Consider the following 18,912-nt stretch of genomic DNA (forward strand, 5'->3'; position numbering starts at 1 on the left):
GTGAGGGCGCATGGCGTTTCACGAGGTGAGATTTCCCGCCTGGCTGAGCTTTGGCTCGACCGGCGGGCCGGAGCGGCGGACCGATGTCGTCACCCTGGCCAATGGCTACGAGGAGCGGGCGACGCCATGGGCGGCCTCGCGTCGCCGGTTCGACGCGGGCACCGGGCTGAGGTCGCTCGACGACATGGCGGCGCTGATCGCGTTCTTCGAGGAGCGGCGCGGGCGGCTGCACGGGTTTCGCTGGAAGGACTGGAGCGATCACCGCTCGGGGGTGCCTTCGGAGGCGCCGGGCATGACCGACCAGGTGCTTGGCGTGGCCGACGGGGCCACGCGGGATTTCGCGCTGGTCAAGCATTACGGGCAGGGGCCGGGGCGCTATACGCGGCGGATCGACAAGCCGGTGGCCGGCACCGTGGTCGTGGCCGTCGAGGGCGTGCCGATGCGAGAGGGGGCCGATTTCGCGCTGGACACGGTGCGGGGGGTCGTGACGCTCGACCAGCCGCCGGTCGCGGGGGCGAGTGTTACCGCGGGGTTCGAGTTCGACGTGCCGGTGCGGTTCGATATCGACCGGATCGACGTGTCGGTGGCGAATTACCAGGCGGGCGAGGCGCCGCATGTGCCCGTGATCGAGGTGCGGCTGTGAGCGCGCTTGCCGAGCGGCTGGCCGGGGGCTGCGCCACGCTGTGCCGCTGCTGGCGGGTGACGCGCGCCGATGGGAGGGCCTGGGGGTTCACCGATCACGACAGGCCGCTGCGCTTTGCCGGGACCGAGTTCGCGCCGGGCGAGGGGCTGTCGGCGACGGCGCTGCAACAGGGCACGGGGCTGGCCGTCGACAATGGCGAGGCGGCTGGCATCCTGTCGGATGGCGGCATCACCGAGGCCGATATCGCCGCCGGCCGGTTCGACGGCGCCGAGGTCGAGGCCTGGCTCGTCGATTGGGCGGAGCCCCCGGCGCGGCTGCGCGTCTTTCGCGGCACGCTGGGCGAGATCGAGCGGTCGGGCGGGGCGTTCCGCGCCGAGCTGCGTGGGTTGTCGGATGCGCTGAACCAGCCCTTCGGGCGGGTCTACCAGGGTCAGTGCTCGGCCGAGCTGGGCGACCGGGCGTGCGGGGTGGATAGCTCGGACCCGGCCTTTGCGGTCGAGGCGGGCGTGCGCGGGTTGCCCGCGCCCCACGCGGTCGAGCTGCGCGCGCTGGGTGGATACGCGGAGGGCTGGTTCACGCATGGCACGATCGAGCCGCTGGAGGGCGCAGCGCGGGGGCTGGTGCGGCGCGTGAAGCTGGATGCGCCATCGGGCGAGGCGCGGCGGCTGGAGCTTGCGCAGTCGTTGCCGGGGCTCGCGGTGGGCGACCGGGTGCGGCTGGTCGCGGGCTGCGACCGCCGGGCCGCGACCTGTCGGGCCAAATTCGCCAACATGGCCAATTTTCGCGGCTTTCCGCATCTGCCGGGCGAGGACTGGCTGACGGCGCACCCGGCCGCTGGCCATGTCGACCGGCCCGGCCTGGTGCGGGGGTTCGGATCGTGAGCGCGGCGGTCGTGCAGGCGGCGCGGGGCTGGATCGGCACGCCTTACGTGCACCAGGCGAGTTGTCGAGGCGCGGGCTGCGATTGCCTTGGGCTGATCCGGGGCATCTGGCGCGAACTGGCCGGGCCCGAGCCGGTGGCGGTGCCGCCCTACAGCCCCGACTGGAGCGAGCCGCAGGGCGAGGAGCGGCTCTGGTCGGCCGCCCGCGCCGTGCTGCGACCCGCCTCCGGCCCCGTCCCGCGCGCGGGCGACATCCTGCTGTTTCGCATGAGGGCGGGCGCGGTGGCCAAGCACCTGGGCATCGCCACCGATGGCGGATCGCGGTTCGTCCACGCCTATAGCGGCCACGGCGTCGTGGAGTCGCCGCTCTCCGAGCCGTGGCTGCGACGCATCGTCGCCCGGTTCCAGTTTCCCCAAGGAGGTTCGTGATGGCCACTCTCGTCTTTTCCGCGGTCGGCGGCGCGCTGGGCGCGTCCATCGGCGGAACGGTCTTCGGCATCGGATCGGCCGCCATCGGGCGCGCGGTCGGCGCGACGCTGGGGCGGGTGCTCGACCAGAGCATATTGGGCACCGGCGCGGCCCCGGTCGAGGTCGGGCGGATCGACCGGTTTCGCCTGACGGGCGCGGGCGAGGGCGCCCCGGTGGCGCAGGTCTTCGGACGGATGCGCGTGGCGGGCCATGTCATCTGGGCGTCGAACTTTGTCGAGCACATGGACGAAAGCGGCGGCGGCAAGGGCGGGCCGCCGCGGCCGCGCACCGAGACCTACAGCTACACCGTCTCGCTGGCCATCGGGCTGTGCGAGGGCGAGATCGCCCATGTAGGGCGCATCTGGGCGGATGGCCACGAGATCGACCGCGACACGCTGGATCTGCGGGTCTATCCGGGCAGCGCGACGCAAGATCCCGACCCGGCCATCGAGGCCATCGAGGGCGCGGGCGCGGTGCCGGCCTATCGCGGGCTCGCCTATGTCGTGATCGAGGCGCTGGGGCTGGGGCGGTTCGGCAACCGGGTGCCGCAATTCACCTTCGAGGTGGTCCGCCCCGAGCAATCGGGCGCGCGCGATCTGCCCGCCCATGTGCGCGGCGTGGCGATGCTGCCCGGCACGGGCGAATACGCGCTGGCCACGACCCCGGTGCAATACGATTACGGCGAGGGCGAGCGGGTGTTCGCCAATGCCAACAGCTCGCTCGCCGCGACGGATGCCGAAGCCGCGATCCGCACGCTGGGCGCCGAGCTGTCGCGTTGCGAGGCGGTGTCGGTCGTGGTGTCGTGGTTCGGCGACGATCTGCGTTGCGGCGCGTGCCGGGTGCGCCCGGCGGTCGAGCATCGCACCGACGGGCTCGAGATGCGCTGGGCGGCGGGGGGCGTCGACCGGGCCTCGGCCGCGCTGGTGCCCAGCCGCGACGGGTCTGCCGTCTATGGCGGCACACCCGCCGACGGTTCGGTGATCGAGGCCATCCGCGCGCTGCGCGCGGCGGGGCAGGCGCCGATGTTCTATCCTTTCGTGCTGATGGAGCAGATGGCGGGCAACGGACTGCCCGACCCCTATGGCGGGGGCGAACAGCCCGCGCTGCCGTGGCGGGGGCGCATCACGCTCGACCGGGCGCCGGGGCGGGCGGGGTCGGTGGACGGGACCGCGGCGGCCGAGGCCCAGGTCGCCGCGTTCTTCGGGCAGGCCGCGCCGGGCGACTTCGCCTGGATCGACGGGCGCATGGTCTATAGCGGCCCCGACGAATGGAGCTACCGCCGGTTTATCCTGCATTACGCGCATCTCTGCGCCGAGGCGGGGGGGCTCGACGCGTTCTGCATCGGCTCGGAGCTGCGGGGCCTGACGTGGATCCGCGGGGCCTCGGGCTTTCCGGCGGTCGAGGCGCTCAGGCGGCTGGCCGCAGAGTGCCGCGCGATCCTGGGGCCGGGGGTCAAGATCTCGTATGCGGCCGACTGGTCGGAATATTTCGGATACGCCCCGCAGGACGGGTCGGGGGATCTTTATTACCACCTCGATCCGCTCTGGGCCGATCCGGCGATAGATTTCGTCGGCATCGACAATTACATGCCGCTCTCGGACTGGCGCGACGGCGAGACCCATGCGGATGCCGCGCATGGGGCGATCCACGATCTAGGCTATCTCAAATCCAACATCCTCGGTGGCGAGGGCTATGACTGGTTCTATGCGTCGGAGGCCGACCGCGCGGCGCAGATCCGCACCCCGATCGAGGACGGCGCACATGGCGAGCCTTGGGCCTGGCGCTACAAGGATCTGCCGAACTGGTGGGGACGGCCCCATCACGAGCGGATCGGCGGGCAGCGGCGGCGGCGCGCGACCGATTGGGTGCCGGGCTCGAAGCCGGTGTGGTTCACCGAGCTGGGCTGCGCGGCCATCGACCGGGGCACGAACCAGCCCAACAAGTTCCTCGACCCCAAATCGTCGGAATCGCGTCTGCCGCATCACTCGCGTGGCGGGCGGGACGATTTCCTGCAGGTTCAATATCTGCGCGCCCTGTCGGAGTTCTGGGCCGATCCGGCCAACAACCCCGCGGCGCCCGCCTATGGGGGGCGGATGCTCGACATGACGCGGGCCTTTGTCTGGGCCTGGGACGCGCGGCCCTATCCCGCCTTTCCCGCGCGGCCCGATTTGTGGAGCGATGCCGCCAATTACGGGCGCGGGCACTGGATCTCGGGGCGGTCGGGGGCGCGCACGCTGGCCTCGGTGGTGGTCGAGATCTGCGCGCTGGCGGGGGTGCGCGATGTCGATGTCTCGGGGCTGCATGGCGTGGTGCGCGGCTACGGGATCACCGGGCTCGGGGATGCACGCGCGGCGCTTCAGCCGCTGATGCTGACGCATGGGTTCGACGCGATCGAGCGGGGCGGTCGGCTGGTGTTCCGCACGCGCGACGGCCGGCCGGGGGCGACGCTCGACCCCGCGCGGCTGGCGGTGACGCCCGATCTGCCGGGCGACCTGGAGCGGGTGCGCGCCCATGACGGCGCGGCCATCGGGCGGGTGCGGCTGAGCCATCTCGAGGCCGATGCCGATTTCGCCGTGCGCGCGGCCGAGGCCACGGCGCCCGGTGCGCGCGGCGTCGCGGTGTCGCAATCCGAGATCCCGCTGGTGCTGACCGGGGCCGAGGGGCGGGCGATCACCGCGCGCTGGCTGGCCGAGGCGGGCGTCGCGCGCGAGAGGCTGGCCTTTGCGCTGCCGCTCTCGCAAATCGCGATCGGGGCGGGCGACACCGTGCGGCTGGGCGACGACCGCTATCGCATCGACCGGGTGGAGCTGTCGGACAAGCTGACCTGCGAGGCGACCCGGATCGAGCCGCAGGTCTACACCCCCGGCGCCGATGCAGGTGTCGATGCGGTGACGGTGCCCGCGCGGCCGCGCGGGGGGCGGCCGATGGCGCGGCTGCTGGATCTGCCGCTCTTGAGCGGTGACGAGGCGCCGCGCGCGGCGCGGCTGGCGGTCTCGGCGCGGGACTGGGACGGGCCGCGCATGGCCTTCGGCGCGGTCGAGGGGGCCGGCCACGCGCCGCTTGCCCGGATCGCGGCGCCGGCCACGATGGGCGTGACGCTGACGCCGCTGCCCGCCGCGGGCGCGGGGCGCATCGACCGCGGGCCGGCGCTGTCGGTGCGGCTGATCTCGGGGCGGCTGCAATCGGTGTCGCGGGCGCGGATGCTGGCCGGGGCGAATGTCATGGCCATCGGGCAGGGGGCGATGCCTGGGAGCTGTTTCAGTTCGAGCGCGCCGTTCTCGTCGCCCCCGACACCTGGGAGCTGTCGCTGCGGCTGCGGGGCCAGGCGGGAACCGATGCCTTTGTCCCGCCGGTCTGGCCCGCGGGCGCCACGGTGGTTCTGATCGACGACAACCTGCCCGCGCTGCCGCCGCTGGGGGCGGGGCCGGGTGTGGCGCGCGAGCTGCGCATCGCGGCTCCCGACGGGCGGCTCGACGGGCCGAAGGCGCTGCGCCTCGACGATCCGGGGCGGGGCGCGGGGCTGCGCCCGCTGTCGCCGGTGCATCTGCACGCGCGCCGCGGCGATGGCGGGATCGCGCTGGACTGGGTGCGGCGTACCCGGATCGGCGGCGACGGCTGGGACGCGCCCGACGTGCCGCTGGGCGAGGAGCGCGAGCTTTACGCGCTGCGCCTGGTCGACGGCGCGGGGCGCGCGGTTCTCGAGGCGTTGCCGACCGAGGCGCGCTGGTCGGGTGCCGCGCCGGGTGCGGTGGCGGCCGAGGTCGCGCAAATCTCGGCGCTGTGGGGGGCAGGCCCGGCCGCGCGCGTGGCGCTGCCGTGACGAACGGGGCGTGCGTCCGGCCGTGCGGGGCCGGGCGCGCGCCCGAGGGGCGCGGCGACAAGCGGGGTTTTCCCCGAAGGCTGCCATCCCATATAAGGAGCGACACCGATATTTGCCGGAGATCCGCCATGAGCACCAGGCTCGACACCGTTACCGCGCTCGACCCCGTCTGGAGCCGTATCCGCGCCGAGGCCGAGGCCGCGGCCCGCGCCGAGCCGCTGATGGGAGGGCTCTACAACCTGTCGATTCTGCATCACCGCACGATGGAACGCGCGCTGAGCTATCGGCTGTCGTTGAAACTGGCCAGCGGCGAGATGCCCGAGCAGATCCTGCGCGAGATCGCCGACGAGGCCTATGGCGCCGATCACACGCTGGGCGAGGCCGCGCGCGCCGACCTGGTCGCCACCTTCGAGCGCGATCCGGTCTGTCACCGCTTTCTCCAGCCGCTGCTGTTCTTCAAGGGGTTCCAGGCAGTCCAGGCCTATCGCGTGGCGCATTGGCTGTGGGAGGAAGGGCGGCGCGACATGGCCTATTTCTTTCAGATGCGCGCAAGCGAGGTGTTCGGCGTCGACATCCATCCCGGCGCGCGGATGGGCAAGGGCATCATGATCGACCACGCCCATTCCATCGTCATCGGCGAGACGGCGGTGGTGGGCGACAACGTCTCGATGCTGCATTCCGTGACGCTGGGCGGGACCGGCAAATCAGATGGCGACCGGCATCCCAAGATCGGCGACGGGGTGTTGATCGGCGCGGGCGCAAAGGTGCTGGGCGCGATCCGGGTCGGCGATTGCTCGCGGATCGCGGCGGGGTCGGTCGTGCTCGAGGATATTCCGCCCTGCAAGACGGTGGCGGGCGTGCCGGCGCGGATCGTGGGCGAGGCGGGGTGCAGCCAGCCCTCGATCAGCATGGACCAGCTCTTGCGCGGGATGCCCGCCGCGCCGACGCCCGATGACCGGGTCTGAGCGGGCTCAGCGCAGCACCACCTCGTCGACGCGCACATAGCCCAGCACCTCGCGGGCGCGTTCGTCCAGAAGGTCGAGATCGAGATAGCCGTCGCTCAGCCGGTGGGTGCGGTTGCGGTAATCGGCAAGCTGCGCCTCGAGCCCCTCCATCTCGGCGGTGAGCGCGCGCAGCTCGGCGTCGATCTCGATCCGGCGGAAGAGGCCGAAATCTCCCTGCACGCTGGCGAAGGTGAAGTAGAAGCCAAGGGCGAACATCGCCCCCAGGTAAAGCGTCATCCCCAGGGGGGGGCGCTTGCGATATCGTGCCATCTCTGCCTCGGGTTCCGAAGGGGACGCCTCTTGCGGGCGCTTGCCGTGCGATCATGGCACGGAACGGGGGGGCTGTGAATCCCCGGCGTGGCCAAGGCCCGCCGGGGATCGCGGATTAGTCGTTGCCCTTGTAGATATCGACGAGCTTGTCGAACATGGCGAGCGCCTCGTCGCGGTCGCGCTGGAACGAGTTGCGCCCGATGATCGAGCCGTGCCCGCCGCCGTCGCGGATGGCGCGGGCGTCGTCATAGACCGAGTCCTCACCCTTCTTGGCGCCGCCCGAGAACACCACGATGCGGCGTCCGTTGAACGAGGAGCGCATGCATTCGGCCACGCGCGCGGCCTGGGTCGAGATGTCGATCTTCTGCTCTTCGAAGACCTTTTTCGCCTCGGGCAGTTCGAGATGGTCGGTCGAGAGCTTGATCTTGATGATATGCGCCCCGATCAGCGCCGCGATCTGCGCGGCATAGGCGGCGATGTCGATGGCCGTCTCGCCCTCTTTCGAGAGCGCCTCGCCGCGGGGATAGGACCAGATCACGGTGGGGATGCCGCAGCTCGCCGCCTCGCGGCGCAGCTCGACGATTTCCTCGTACATGCCGAGCTGTGCATCCGAGCCGGGATAGATGGTAAAACCGATGGCCGAGCAGCCGAGCCGCAGCGCGTCGTCGACCGAGGCCGTCACCGCCTGGTCCTTGCCCGAGCTCGACGACATCAGCGAGTTGGCCGAGTTCATCTTGAGAATCGTAGGGATCTGGCCCGCGAAGGTGTCGGCGCCGGCCTCGATCATGCCCAGCGGGGCGGCATAGGCGTTCAGCCCCGCGTCGATGGCCAGGCGGTAGTGGTAATGCGGATCGTAGGCCGGGGCGTTGGGCGCGTAGGTGCGGGCGGGCCCATGCTCGAACCCCTGGTCGACGGGCAGGATGATCATCTTGCCGGTGCCCCGCAGACGGCCCTGCATGAGCATCTGGCACAGCTTGCCCTTCACCCCCGGATTTTCGCCCTCGTAATTGGCGAGTATCTGCTGGACCTTGCGCGACGCCTTCATGGCATGTTCCTCGTGATTGGATGGGTTGCAGTCTGGATAGGCAGGCGGCCCGGCGCTGGCAACGGCGGAACGCTAACGCGGGCGGTCATTCGCCGCCCAGCCGTTCGGCCAGGTCCGTCTCGAGCCAGAGCCGCGTGGCCTCGTCCTCGGCCGCGGCGGCGAGCGCCTCCCAGCCCGCGGGGTCGGCGGCGGCGAAGCGCGCCTCGAGCCCCCGCGCGAGATCGGCCGAGACCGCGTCGCCCAGCGCGCGGCCGAGCCCCGCCCAGACCAGTGCCTGCCCGTAGGAGCGGGGCATCTCGCGCCCCTCGGCGGCGGCGAGCGCGGCCTGCCTCAGATCGGGCAGGCGGTCGATCCCCGCGGGGTCGAGATCTTCGGGGCCGGGCTGCGCGGCGAGGATGCGGCCCAGTTCGAGATCGGCCTCGAGCCGGTCCATCAGCGCCACGTCACCGGCCGTGAGCGCAAGCGCATAGGCCTCGGCCGGGCTCGTCGCGGCGAGGCTTTGCGCGAGCGCGGCCTGCGCCTCGGCATCGTCCTCGTCGGCCAGCCCGCGCAGGAGCCGTTGCCCCGCGGCGAGGTTGCGCGGCGCGCCGTCGCCCGTGACCAGCGCGCGTCCGAGCGTCAGCCGCTCGCCGCGGGGCAGATCCGCGCCCTCGGGGCCCAGCGCCGCGGCCAGCCGGTCGGGCGAGATGGCCGCGCGCCGGGCGCGGGTGGCGGTGGCAAGCTCGGGGGCGAGATCGACGATCAGCGCCAGCGGCGAGGGCTTGTAGGCCTCGAGATCGAGATAGACCGGCGCCTCGGGGTCGAACCCTGTCTCGAGCACCAGAGTGCCCGGATCGGCGACGAAACCCTGCCACGCCTCGGCCACCGAGGCGATCAGCGCATCGGCCTCGGGCGGCAGCGGCCCCGGCGCGGCGAACCCCGCCAGCGCGCCTTGCACGAAGGCCGCAGCGGCGGTGCCGCCCGTCTCGGGGTCCAGGATCGGCGGCGGCGCAAGCGCGGAAAGCGTCTCCCACAGGCCGAGATCGTCGATCCGCAGACGGGCCTCTTCGAGATAGGCGACGGCCACGGGATCGGCATCGGTTCCGTCCGCCTCGGGCTCGATCCAGAGATAGTCGAACCGCGCCGAAAGCTCGGCCGCCAGCGCGCCGTCGATCTGCAGGAACATCCCGAGATCGGCCCCGGCCGAGGGGATGTCATAGCTGAGCTCGGCGGTGACGAGCGGAACCGACAGCGCCGACAGCCCCGCCATGCGCGGCGCCATCTGCGCGGCCGGCGGCAGACAGGCCAGCGCCGCCTCGATCCCGCCGAGCCTCAGCCCCAGCCGCATCGCATCGGGCGTCGCGAGATCGTAGAGCGTCAGCGTCGCCCGGTCCGCGTCGATGCGACAATCGAAATCGCGGTCGAACTCGAGCATCGGCCGGAGCGTCAGCCCCGACAGCGCGACGGTGCCGCGCCGCATGTCGACCGTCATCGATTCCCATGTCAGGTCGGTCTGCGTGCGCAGCGCCAGCAGGAGCGACTGCACCGCGCTGCGCGCGAGCCGGTCGGGGGCGATCAGCTCGGACCAGCCGAGCGGCGCCTCCTGCGCGGCGGCGGGCACGGAGAGCGCGAGGCAGGCGGCGAGTGTCAGGGGGGCGTGGCGCATGGGGGATCCTCCGGCGGGCATTGCTTGGGCGCGACCCTAGCCCGGCGCCGCGGCGCAATGAAAGGCCCGAAGGCCCGCGGGCGGCAGGGCGCGCGACATGGGTATTTGGAAAAGAGAAGAAAGGGGGCGTCGCGCGCCGGGGCAGGGGTCAGAGCAGGCGACGGATCAGCGCCTCGGCGCCGCGCATCGCGACCGCGCGGGGTGCGAGCCGCAGGCCCAGCGCCAGCATCCGGTCGCGCAGACCGGGCGTCGCGATCCGGTGGCCGGCCATCATCGCGCGCCAGCCCGACCAGGCGACGGTCTCGGGTTCGGCGGGGCGAAACGGGCGCCCCAGCCGGGCGGCGTTCAGGCCCGCGGCGGCGAGGAACCCGGTATCGGTCGGACCGGGGCAAAGCGCCGTGACGGTCAGGTGCGGCGATTCCCGCGCGACGGCGAGTGACAGGCTCAGCGCGTAGGACTGGGTGGCGAAATGCACCGCCATGCCTGGCCCCGGCACCATCGCGGCCAGCGACACGGCGTTGAGTACCCGCCCGCCGCCGCGCATCTCCCAGGTGGCGAGCTGCAGCAGCCGGGTAAAGCCCGCGACGTTCACGGCCACGGCCTCTATCTCGCGCGCGGCGGTCTCGGCATGTCCGAAGGGCCCGGCCGCCGCGAGACCGGCATTGTTGACGAGGATGCGGACCGGGCCGTCCTCGCTCGCCGCGCGCCAGAGCGTCTCGGCGGCATCGGGATCGCGCAGGTCGGCGGCGTGGATCTCGACTCGCGCGCCCGCATGGCGCAGCTCGGCCGCGAGCGGGCCGAGCGCGGCGGGGTCGCGGTCGCTGAGGATCAGGTCGCGCCCCTCGGCCGCGGCGATCCGCGCGAAGGTCGCGCCGAGCCCGCCCGCGGCCCCGGTGACGAGCGTCCGGCTACGCATCCAGCGCGGCGACACCGGGCAGGGTCTTGCCCTCCATCCATTCCAGGAAGGCCCCGCCGGCGCTGGAGATATAGGTGAAATCGTCGGCCGCGCCCGCGCGGTTGAGCGCGGCGACCGTGTCGCCCCCGCCGGCCACCGACACCAGCTTGCCGGCGCGGGTGAGCCGTGCTGCATGGGCGGCGGCGGCGTTGGTCGCGGCGTCGAAGGGCTCGATCTCGAAGGCGCCGAGCGGGCCGTTCCAGATCAGCGTGCGGCAGCCGTCCATCGCGCGCAGGATACGCGCGACGCTGTCGGGCCCGGTATCGAGGATCATCGCATCCGCAGGGCATTGGTCGGCCGGCACGGTCGCGGCGTCGGCCCCGGCGCGGAACTCGCGCGCCACGACCACGTCCGAGGGCAGCAGGATCTCGCAACCGGCCTCGTCGGCGCGTTGCAGGATGTCGCGCGCGGTATCGGTCATCTCGTGCTCGGCGAGGCTGCGGCCGACATCGATGCCCTTGGCCGCGAGAAAGGTATTGGCCATGCCGCCGCCGATCACGAGGTGGTTGACCTTGCGCACGAGGTTCGAGAGCAGGTCGATCTTGGTCGAGACCTTGGCCCCGCCCACCACCGCCATCAGCGGCCGCGTCGGCGTGCCGAGCGCGGCCTCGAGCGCCGAGAGCTCTTCGGCCATGAGCCGCCCCGCGCAGGAGGGCAGGCGCCGCGCGAGCCCTTCGGTCGAGCCATGCGCGCGATGGGCGGCCGAGAAGGCATCGTTGCAATAGACGTCGCCGAGCTCGGCCAGCGCGTCGGCGAAGGCGGGGTCGTTCGCCTCTTCGCCGGGGTGGAACCGGGTGTTTTCGAGCAGCGTCACCTCGCCCGCGACGATGGCCGCGGCCGCATCCGCGCCGATGCAATCGGTGCCGAACCGGACATCGCGGCCCAGCGCGCGTTCGAGCGCGGGCCGGACCTGTTCGAGCGACATCGCCTCGACCCGCTTGCCCTTGGGCCGCCCGAAATGGGCCAGCAGCACGGGGGTTCCGCCGCGCGCGAGGATATCGTGCACGGTGGGCACGATGCGGTCGATGCGCGTCGTGTCGGTGACGCGGCCATCCTCGACCGGCACGTTGAGATCCACGCGCGTCAACACCCGCTTGCCGTCCAGTTCCATCTCGTCGAGCGATTTCCAGCCCATCGGCCGTTCCTCCGGTTTGGCGTCTTGCCCTGTCTTCGCGCGTCCCGGCCGCGCTCGCAAGCGGGGCGGTCTTTTCCTTCGCCCGGTTTGGCCCTACCTGTTCGTCCGAAATCCAGGACCACCGCAAAGGAGCGCCCCGTGGCCGAGATCAAGGACCCCGAAAATACCGTCGTCATCGAGCTCAAGAACGGCCGCGTCACGGTCGAGCTTCTGCCCGATATCGCGCCCGACCATTGCGCCCGCATGAAGGAACTGGCCCGCGAGGGCGCCTATGACAACGTCGTGTTCCACCGCGTGATCGACGGGTTCATGGCGCAGACGGGCGACGTGCAGAACGGCAATGCCGAAGAGGGATTCAACATCCGGCTCGCCGGCACGGGCGGGTCGGACAAGCCCAACCTCAAGGCCGAGTTCTCGGGCATCCCGCATGACCGCGGCACCATCGGCGCGGCGCGGTCGCAAGACCCCAACTCGGCCAATTCGCAGTTCTTCATCAATTTCGCCGACAACCATTTCCTCAACCGCCAATACACCGTCTATGGCCGGGTGATCGAGGGGATGGAGCATGTCGACGCCATCGCCCGCGGCGAGCCGCCGGCCAATCCCGACCGGATGATCTCGGTCAAGGTGGCTGCCGATGCGTAGCGCCGGGTCCATCTTCGCCGCCGCCGCCATGATGCTGGCCGCGGGTCCGGCGCTGGCCACCGGGCTCGAGATCGAGGTCGCGGGGCAAAGCCCCGGCACCGTGAAGATCGACCTCTTCGAGGACGTGGCCCCGCAGGCGGTCGAGCGTCTGACGACCCTGGCCGAGCGCGGCGCCTATGACGGGGTGATGTTCCACCGCGTCATCGACGGCTTCATGGCGCAGACGGGCGACGTGCAATACGGGCGGGTCGATGGCGACACCTCGCGCGCGGGCTTCGGCGGGTCCGACCTGCCCGACCTGCCGGCCGAGTTCTCGGACCGCCCCTTCGTCCGCGGAACGGTGGGCATGGCGCGCTCGGCCTCGCCCGACAGCGCCAATGCGCAGTTCTTCATCATGTTCAACTCGGCGCCGCATCTCGACGGGGATTATACCGTGGTGGGCGAAGTCACCGAGGGGATGGAGGTGATCGACGGGCTCAAGCGCGGATCGCCGGCCTCGGGCGCGGTCTCGGGCACGCCCGACGTCATGGAATCGGTCACCGTCACCGAGTGATCGGCACGACTATCCGCGGCCCGGTGCATATGCGCATCGGGCCGCGGCCGCATCGCCCGGCCGCGATGGCGTCTTCGGGTATTTGGAAAGAGAAGAGGGACGGGCGCGCGCTCTCTTTCTTCTCTTTTTCAAATACCCATGACCCGCTCAGGTCCCGCAGAAGGTCGCCTCGATTTCCTCGCCGGGAAGGGGTGGCTCTTCGAAGGTCGGGTCGGGGGTGTAGGGGTTCGTCACCGCCGCGAACATTGCCTGAAAGAGGCCCAGATCGCCCTGGGTCGCCGCCTCGATCGCGGCCTCGACGAGGTGGTTGCGCGGAATCACCTGCGGGTTGGCCGCGCGCATCCGGTCCTCCTGCGTATCGGGGCCGCCGGTGTCGCGGGCGCGGCGGGCCTGCCAGTCCGCGGCCCAGGCGTCGAACCCGTCCATGTCGGTCACGCGCGCGCGCGCCGTGCCGTCGGCGAGCCCGGCGAAGACGCGGGTGAAATCGTCCCGCCCCGTCGCCATGAGCGCGAGCAGCCGCTCGATCAGGGCGTCGTCGCCGTCCTGCGGCGTGGCGAGGCCCAGCTTGGCGCGGAAGGTCGCGCGCCATTCGTCCCGGACCCGCGCGGCAAAGCCGTCGACGGCGGCCTGTGCGCGGTCGAGTGCCGCGTCGCGCTCGCCCATCAGCGGCAGCAGGCATCCGGCGAACTGGGCGAGGTTCCAGGCCGCGATATCGGGCTGCCGGGCATAGGCATAGCGGCCGCCGCGGTCGATGGAGGAATAGACCGTGTCCGGGTGATAGCCGTCGAGAAAGGCGCAGGGGCCGTAGTCGATGGTCTCGCCCGAGATGCTGGTGTTGTCGGTGTTCATCACGCCATGGATGAACCCCACCCCCATCCAGCCCGCCACGAGCCGCGCCTGCGCGGCCAGCACCGCGTCGAGCAGGTCGAAGGCGTCGGCCGCGTCGGGGTAGTGGCGCGCGACGACATGCCGGGCCAGCGCCTCGAGCGCCTCGGTATCGTCGCGCGCGGCGAGATACTGGAACGTGCCGACGCGGACATGGCCGCGGGCCACGCGGGCCAGGACCGCGCCGGGCAGGGGGCGCTCGCGCCAGACGGTCTCGCCCGTCGCGGTCGCGGCCAGCGCGCGGGTCGTGGGCAGGCCCATCGCGTGCATCGCCTCGCTCACCAGGTATTCGCGCAGCACCGGGCCGAGCCAGGCCCGCCCGTCGCCGCCGCGGCTGTAGGGCGTGCGCCCGGCGCCCTTTAGCACGAGGTCGCGCGGGCCGTCGGGTGTCGCGATCTCGCCCAGCAGCACCGCGCGCCCGTCGCCGAGGCTGGGCACCCAGCCGCCGAACTGGTGCCCGGCATAGGCCTGCGCGATGGGCTGCGCGCCCTCGGGCACGCGGTTGCCGGCCAGGGTCTCGACCCCCTCGGGCGAGGCCAGCCAATCGGCATCGAGCCCCAACTCGGTCGCGAGCGGGCGGTTGAGCGCCAGCGCATGCGGCGCGCGCACCGGGGTCGGATCGACGCGGACAAAGAGGCGGTCGGGCAGGCGGGCATAATCGGCGCCGAGGGGCAGGGCGGCGGGCATGGGCGCTCCTTTCGTCTGTCGCGACAGACTAGGCCGCGACGCGCCCGGCGAAAAGGCTTTGACCCTGCGTCCGCCGCGCTAGATCCTTGACGGACCACCACAAGGGAGAGACCCGCACCATGGCGACAGACCGCCCAGGCATGCGCATCAAGGACCGCGCCGAGTTCAAGTCCAAGCCCCGGCCGCTGACCTTTACCGCCGAAAAGACCGTGGCCGAGGCGGTCGAGGCAATGTGCGACAAGAACTACGGCTCGGTCATCGTCGTCGATGCCGATGACAAGGTCGTGGGCGTCGTGACCGAGCGCGACGTGATGCGCAAGATCGTCAATACCGATCGCAGCGCCCGCGAAACCCGGCTCGAAGAGATCATGACCCGCGATCCGCGCCTCGCGCGCGAGGATGACGATGTCGTGGACTGGCTGCGGATCATGTCGAACGAGCGGTTCCGCCGCCTGCCCGTGGTCGATGCCGAGGGGCGGATCAAGGCCGTGTTCACGCAGGGCGATTTCGTGAGCTTCACCTGGCCGGACCTGATGTACCAGGCGGGGCAGATGGGCAAGGCGATGGTCACGCGCAACTTTCCGACCCTGCTGATCGGGGGCGGGGTCATGATCTATACCCTGCTGATGATCCTCGTCTTTTCGCTGGTGATCTGAGGGCTGCGCCCGCGCCCTACAGCTTGAGCGTATAGAGCGCGGGCCGCGCGGCGGGGGCGAAACGCAGCCGCCGGAACAGGCTCGGCAGCGGGTCGGTCGATGCGGCGTGCAGCGAATGCACGCCGTTGGCGCGCAGCATTGTGGCCAGCGCGGTGAGCGCGTCGCGCGCCATGCCCCGGCCGCGGACCGGCGGGCGCAGATAAATTTCCTCGAGCGTGGCGCCGGTGCCCCCCGCCGAAAGCGAATGCCCGAAACTCAGCGCGAGGTAGCCGACCGGGCTTGCCGGCGGGCCGATGAGGTAGAGAGCGCCGGGCATCTCGCCGCCCAGCAGGTCGGCCACCGCGCGGTCGCGGCGCGCGGGATCGGGGGCGAGCCCCATCTCGTCGTGACACGCCTGCACCAGCCTCAACACACGCTCGGCATCGGCGGGGCCGGCGATCCTCAGCTTGGCACTCATGTCGTCTCCGCAAACCTGGCCGCGCAGGATAGGGTGCGCCGCGGCGGCTGGCAATCGGGTGCGGGCCGTTCGCCGCGCACCCCTGAAACGCGGATGCGGGCGCACCGCTACCTGCGCGCCCGCATCGCTGTCATAGCCCCGCCCGGCGCCGGGCGGGCGCGTCGGTCAGGCCGCCGAGGCCGTGTCGGCGAGGTCGCGCAGCACGTAATGCAGCACGCCGCCGTTCTTGACGTAGTCGATCTCGATCGCCGTATCGATGCGCGAGCGGATCGTGATCTCGGTCTCGGTGCCGTCGGCGCGGCGGATCGTGCAGGGCACCTCGGCGCCGGGGCCGAAACCCTCGCCCTCGAGCCCCGAGATCGAGATCTCTTCGTCGCCCTTGAGCTCGAGACTGTCGCGGGTGTCGCCATTCGTGAACTCGAAGGGGATGACCCCCATGCCCACGAGGTTCGAGCGGTGGATCCGCTCGTAGCTTTCGGCGATCACCGCCTTGACTCCCAGCAGCGCCGTGCCCTTTGCGGCCCAGTCGCGCGACGATCCGGCGCCGTATTGCTCGCCCGCGATCACCACCAGCGGCGTGCCCTGTTCCTGGTAGGCCATGGCCGCGTCGTAGATCGAGGTCTGTTCCCCGTCGGGGCCGAGCGTGTAGCCCCCTTCGACGCCGTCGAGCATCTCGTTGCGGATGCGGATATTGGCAAAGGTGCCGCGCATCATCACCTGGTGGTTGCCGCGGCGCGATCCGTAGGAGTTGAACTCGCGCGGCTGAACCTGACGCTCGACCAGGTATTTCCCCGCCGGGGCGGTTTCCTTGAACGATCCCGCGGGGCTGATGTGGTCTGTCGTCACCATGTCGCCGAGGATCGCGAGGATGCGCGCGCCCGTGACGTCCGAGATGGTGCCCGGCTCGCGCTCCATCCCCTCGAAATAGGGCGGGTTCTGCACATAGGTCGAGCCGGCGGGCCAGTCATAGGTCTGGCTGTCGGTGGTCTCGATCTCGCGCCATTTGTCGTCGCCCTTGAAGACGTCGGCGTATTTCTCCTGGAAGCTCTTGCGCGTGACGGTCTTTTCGACCAGCTCGGCGATTTCCTTTTGCGAGGGCCAGAGATCCTTGAGATAGACGTCGCGGCCGTCGCGATCCTGTCCCAACGGCTCGCGGGTGATGTCGATGTTCATGTCGCCCACCAGCGCATAGGCCACGACGAGCGGCGGCGAGGCGAGGTAGTTGGCGCGCACGTCGGGGCTGATCCGGCCCTCGAAGTTGCGGTTGCCCGACAGGACCGACACGGCGATCAGGTCGTTCTCGGCGATGCAGGTCGACAGCTCTTCGGCGATGGGGCCGGAATTGCCGATGCAGGTCGTGCAGCCATAGCCCACGAGGTTGAAGCCGATGGCGTCGAGATCCTCCTGCAGACCGGTTTCCTCCAGATAGGCCGACACCACCTGGCTGCCGGGCGCGAGCGAGGTCTTGACCCAGGGCTGACGGTCGAGCCCCATCTCGCGTGCCTTGCGCGCCACCAGCCCCGCCCCGATCATGACATAGGGGTTCGAGGTGTTGGTGCACGAGGTGATCGAGGCGATCACGATGCGTCCGTCATGCATCTGAAAGGTTTTCTCGGCCCCGTCGATATCGGTCATGGTGACATGGGCCTTGCGGTGGTGGCCGCTGTCGCCCGGAATCTCGACCGGCTCGGGCTGGCCGCCCTCGGCCTCCCAACGGGCCTCGGCGCGCTCCGATCCGGGCGCGGTGGAGCGTTGGTCGGTGATGTACTGGTGAAAGACCTCGGCCGCCTTGTCGAGGTCGATATGGTCCTGCGGCCGCTTGGGCCCCGAGATCGCGGGGCGCACGGTCGACATGTCGAGCTCGAGCGTATCGGTGAAGATCGGCTCGGCACCGGGCTCGCGCCAGAGGCCCTGTTCCTTGGCATAGGCCTCGACCAGCGCGATCGTGTCCTCGTCGCGGCCGGTCTGGGTGAGATAGCGCAGCGTCTCGTCGTCGATGGGGAAGAACGCGCAGGTGCCGCCGAACTCGGGGCTCATGTTGCCGATCGTGGCGCGGTCGGCCAGCGGCACGTTGTCGAGCCCGTCGCCGTAGAACTCGACGAATTTCTGCACGACGCCCTTTTCGCGCAGCATCTGGCAGACGCGCAGCACGAGGTCGGTGGCGGTGGTGCCCTCGGGCATGGCGCCCGTCAGCTTGAAGCCCACGACCTCGGGGATCAGCATCGAGACGGGCTGGCCCAGCATCGCGGCCTCGGCCTCGATCCCGCCGACGCCCCAGCCCAGCACCGCGGCGCCGTTGACCATGGTGGTGTGGCTGTCGGTGCCCACCAGCGTGTCGGGATAAGCCACGGTCTCGCCCGTCTGGTCGGTGTCGGACCAGACCGTGCGCGACAGGTATTCGAGGTTGACCTGGTGGCAGATGCCGGTGCCGGGCGGCACGACGCGGAAATTCTCGAACGCCTTCTGGCCCCATTTGAGGAACTGGTAACGCTCGAAATTGCGCTCGTACTCACGCTCGACGTTATGCTGGAGCGCGCGGGCATTGCCGAACTCGTCGATCATCACCGAGTGGTCGATGACCAGGTCGACGGGGTTGAGGGGATTGATCTTCTGCGCGTCGCCACCCAGCGCCACGATCCCGTCGCGCATCGCGGCGAGGTCGACGATGGCCGGCACGCCGGTGAAATCCTGCATCAGCACGCGGGCGGGGCGATAGGCGATCTCGCGATTGGTGCGCCCGCCATTCTCGGCCCAGTCGGTGAAGGCGCGGATATCGTCCACGGTCACGGTCTTGCCGTCCTCGAACCGCAACAGGTTCTCGAGCAGCACCTTGAGCGACATGGGCAGGCGGCCATGGCCCAGCCCCGCCTTTTCCGCGGCTTTCAGCGAGTAATAGGCATAGGACTTGCCCCCGGCTTGAAGCGTGGATCGGGTCTTGCTGCTGTCCTGTCCTGTGACGATCGGCATGGCGAACCTCCTTGGGCGTTGCTCTGCGCTTGGCATGGATTATAGCGTCGATCTAGTCGCAATCAAAACTGTATGCAACAGTATGCCATCACGGTCCCTTCCTCGGCGGCGCCTCGCGACCGCAGCGGTGCGACTGCGCGATCACGCGCCGAACCCGTCGTCTCGCAAAACCTTGATTCGATGGCGGGCGGCGCAAC

Annotated in this window: 15 protein-coding genes and 1 pseudogene; 8 read left to right on the plus strand and 8 right to left on the minus strand. The window is 70.8% G+C overall.

Annotated elements, in window-relative coordinates:
- Positions 1–10: 10 nt before the first annotated feature.
- The 5 genes and pseudogenes from E2L08_RS09655 (at position 11) to cysE (ending at position 6,776) form a co-directional block, all read left to right on the plus strand.
- Positions 11–643: a DUF2460 domain-containing protein gene (locus E2L08_RS09655; RefSeq protein ID WP_133396863.1), complete on the plus strand. Its 633-nt coding sequence runs from the start codon at positions 11–13 to the stop codon at positions 641–643.
- On the plus strand, positions 640–1,524 hold the full coding sequence (locus tag E2L08_RS09660) for a phage/gene transfer agent baseplate hub protein (RefSeq protein WP_133396864.1): 885 nt from the start codon (positions 640–642) through the stop codon (positions 1,522–1,524). Before E2L08_RS09655 ends, E2L08_RS09660 begins: the two co-directional genes overlap by 4 nt.
- The gene (locus E2L08_RS09665; protein ID WP_133396865.1) at positions 1,521–1,952 is read left to right on the plus strand and encodes an NlpC/P60 family protein; all 432 of its coding nucleotides are present in this window, start codon (positions 1,521–1,523) and stop codon (positions 1,950–1,952) included. Before E2L08_RS09660 ends, E2L08_RS09665 begins: the two co-directional genes overlap by 4 nt.
- A pseudogene (locus E2L08_RS09670) lies at positions 1,952–5,811 on the plus strand (baseplate multidomain protein megatron). The gene E2L08_RS09665 and the pseudogene E2L08_RS09670 overlap by 1 nt, the downstream one beginning before the upstream one ends.
- A gap of 128 nt (positions 5,812–5,939) precedes the next feature.
- Positions 5,940–6,776 carry a serine O-acetyltransferase gene (cysE, locus tag E2L08_RS09675; protein WP_133396866.1) on the plus strand — a complete coding sequence of 279 codons (837 nt, stop codon included), beginning with the start codon at positions 5,940–5,942 and terminating at the stop codon, positions 6,774–6,776.
- Positions 6,777–6,782: 6 nt separating this feature from the next.
- Here the strand turns inward: cysE and E2L08_RS09680 are convergent, their stop codons facing one another.
- The 5 genes from E2L08_RS09680 to E2L08_RS09700 form a co-directional block, all read right to left on the minus strand.
- Complete coding sequence (locus tag E2L08_RS09680; protein ID WP_133396867.1) at positions 6,783–7,085, minus strand: FtsB family cell division protein; 303 nt, start codon at positions 7,083–7,085, stop codon at positions 6,783–6,785.
- A 115-nt stretch (positions 7,086–7,200) separates the two neighbouring features.
- On the minus strand, positions 7,201–8,130 hold the full coding sequence (locus tag E2L08_RS09685; protein WP_133396868.1) for a class I fructose-bisphosphate aldolase: 930 nt from the start codon (positions 8,128–8,130) through the stop codon (positions 7,201–7,203).
- A gap of 85 nt (positions 8,131–8,215) precedes the next feature.
- On the minus strand, positions 8,216–9,775 hold the full coding sequence (locus E2L08_RS09690) for a hypothetical protein (RefSeq protein ID WP_133396869.1): 1,560 nt from the start codon (positions 9,773–9,775) through the stop codon (positions 8,216–8,218).
- 148 nt (positions 9,776–9,923) lie between these two features.
- Positions 9,924–10,691 carry an SDR family NAD(P)-dependent oxidoreductase gene (locus E2L08_RS09695; protein WP_133396870.1) on the minus strand — a complete coding sequence of 256 codons (768 nt, stop codon included), beginning with the start codon at positions 10,689–10,691 and terminating at the stop codon, positions 9,924–9,926.
- On the minus strand, positions 10,684–11,865 hold the full coding sequence (locus E2L08_RS09700) for a phosphoglycerate kinase (protein WP_133396871.1): 1,182 nt from the start codon (positions 11,863–11,865) through the stop codon (positions 10,684–10,686). Before E2L08_RS09700 ends, E2L08_RS09695 begins: the two co-directional genes overlap by 8 nt.
- Before the next feature lie 138 nt (positions 11,866–12,003).
- Between E2L08_RS09700 and E2L08_RS09705 the strand changes: the two genes are divergently transcribed.
- Both E2L08_RS09705 and E2L08_RS09710 read left to right on the plus strand, forming a co-directional pair.
- Complete coding sequence (locus tag E2L08_RS09705) at positions 12,004–12,510, plus strand: peptidylprolyl isomerase (RefSeq protein WP_133396872.1); 507 nt, start codon at positions 12,004–12,006, stop codon at positions 12,508–12,510.
- Complete coding sequence (locus E2L08_RS09710) at positions 12,503–13,063, plus strand: peptidylprolyl isomerase (RefSeq protein WP_133396873.1); 561 nt, start codon at positions 12,503–12,505, stop codon at positions 13,061–13,063. The genes E2L08_RS09705 and E2L08_RS09710 overlap by 8 nt, the downstream gene beginning before the upstream one ends.
- A gap of 147 nt (positions 13,064–13,210) precedes the next feature.
- Here the strand turns inward: E2L08_RS09710 and E2L08_RS09715 are convergent, their stop codons facing one another.
- A complete protein-coding gene (locus E2L08_RS09715) occupies positions 13,211–14,635 on the minus strand; it encodes a protein adenylyltransferase SelO (RefSeq protein ID WP_133396874.1) in 1,425 nt (474 codons plus the stop codon).
- Positions 14,636–14,754: 119 nt separating this feature from the next.
- Here E2L08_RS09715 and E2L08_RS09720 point away from each other — a divergent pair, with 119 nt between their 5' ends.
- Complete coding sequence (locus tag E2L08_RS09720; RefSeq protein ID WP_133396875.1) at positions 14,755–15,291, plus strand: CBS domain-containing protein; 537 nt, start codon at positions 14,755–14,757, stop codon at positions 15,289–15,291.
- Between the two features lie 16 nt (positions 15,292–15,307).
- On the opposite strand, the gene E2L08_RS09725 is transcribed toward E2L08_RS09720, so the two are convergent.
- Positions 15,308–15,748: a GNAT family N-acetyltransferase gene (locus E2L08_RS09725; RefSeq protein ID WP_133396876.1), complete on the minus strand. Its 441-nt coding sequence runs from the start codon at positions 15,746–15,748 to the stop codon at positions 15,308–15,310.
- Between the two features lie 165 nt (positions 15,749–15,913).
- On the minus strand, positions 15,914–18,715 hold the full coding sequence (gene acnA, locus E2L08_RS09730) for an aconitate hydratase AcnA (protein ID WP_133396877.1): 2,802 nt from the start codon (positions 18,713–18,715) through the stop codon (positions 15,914–15,916).
- Between the last annotated feature and the right edge of the window lie 197 nt (positions 18,716–18,912).

It is taken from the genome of Palleronia sediminis, from assembly GCF_004358695.1.
GTDB classification, from domain to species: domain Bacteria; phylum Pseudomonadota; class Alphaproteobacteria; order Rhodobacterales; family Rhodobacteraceae; genus Palleronia; species Palleronia sediminis.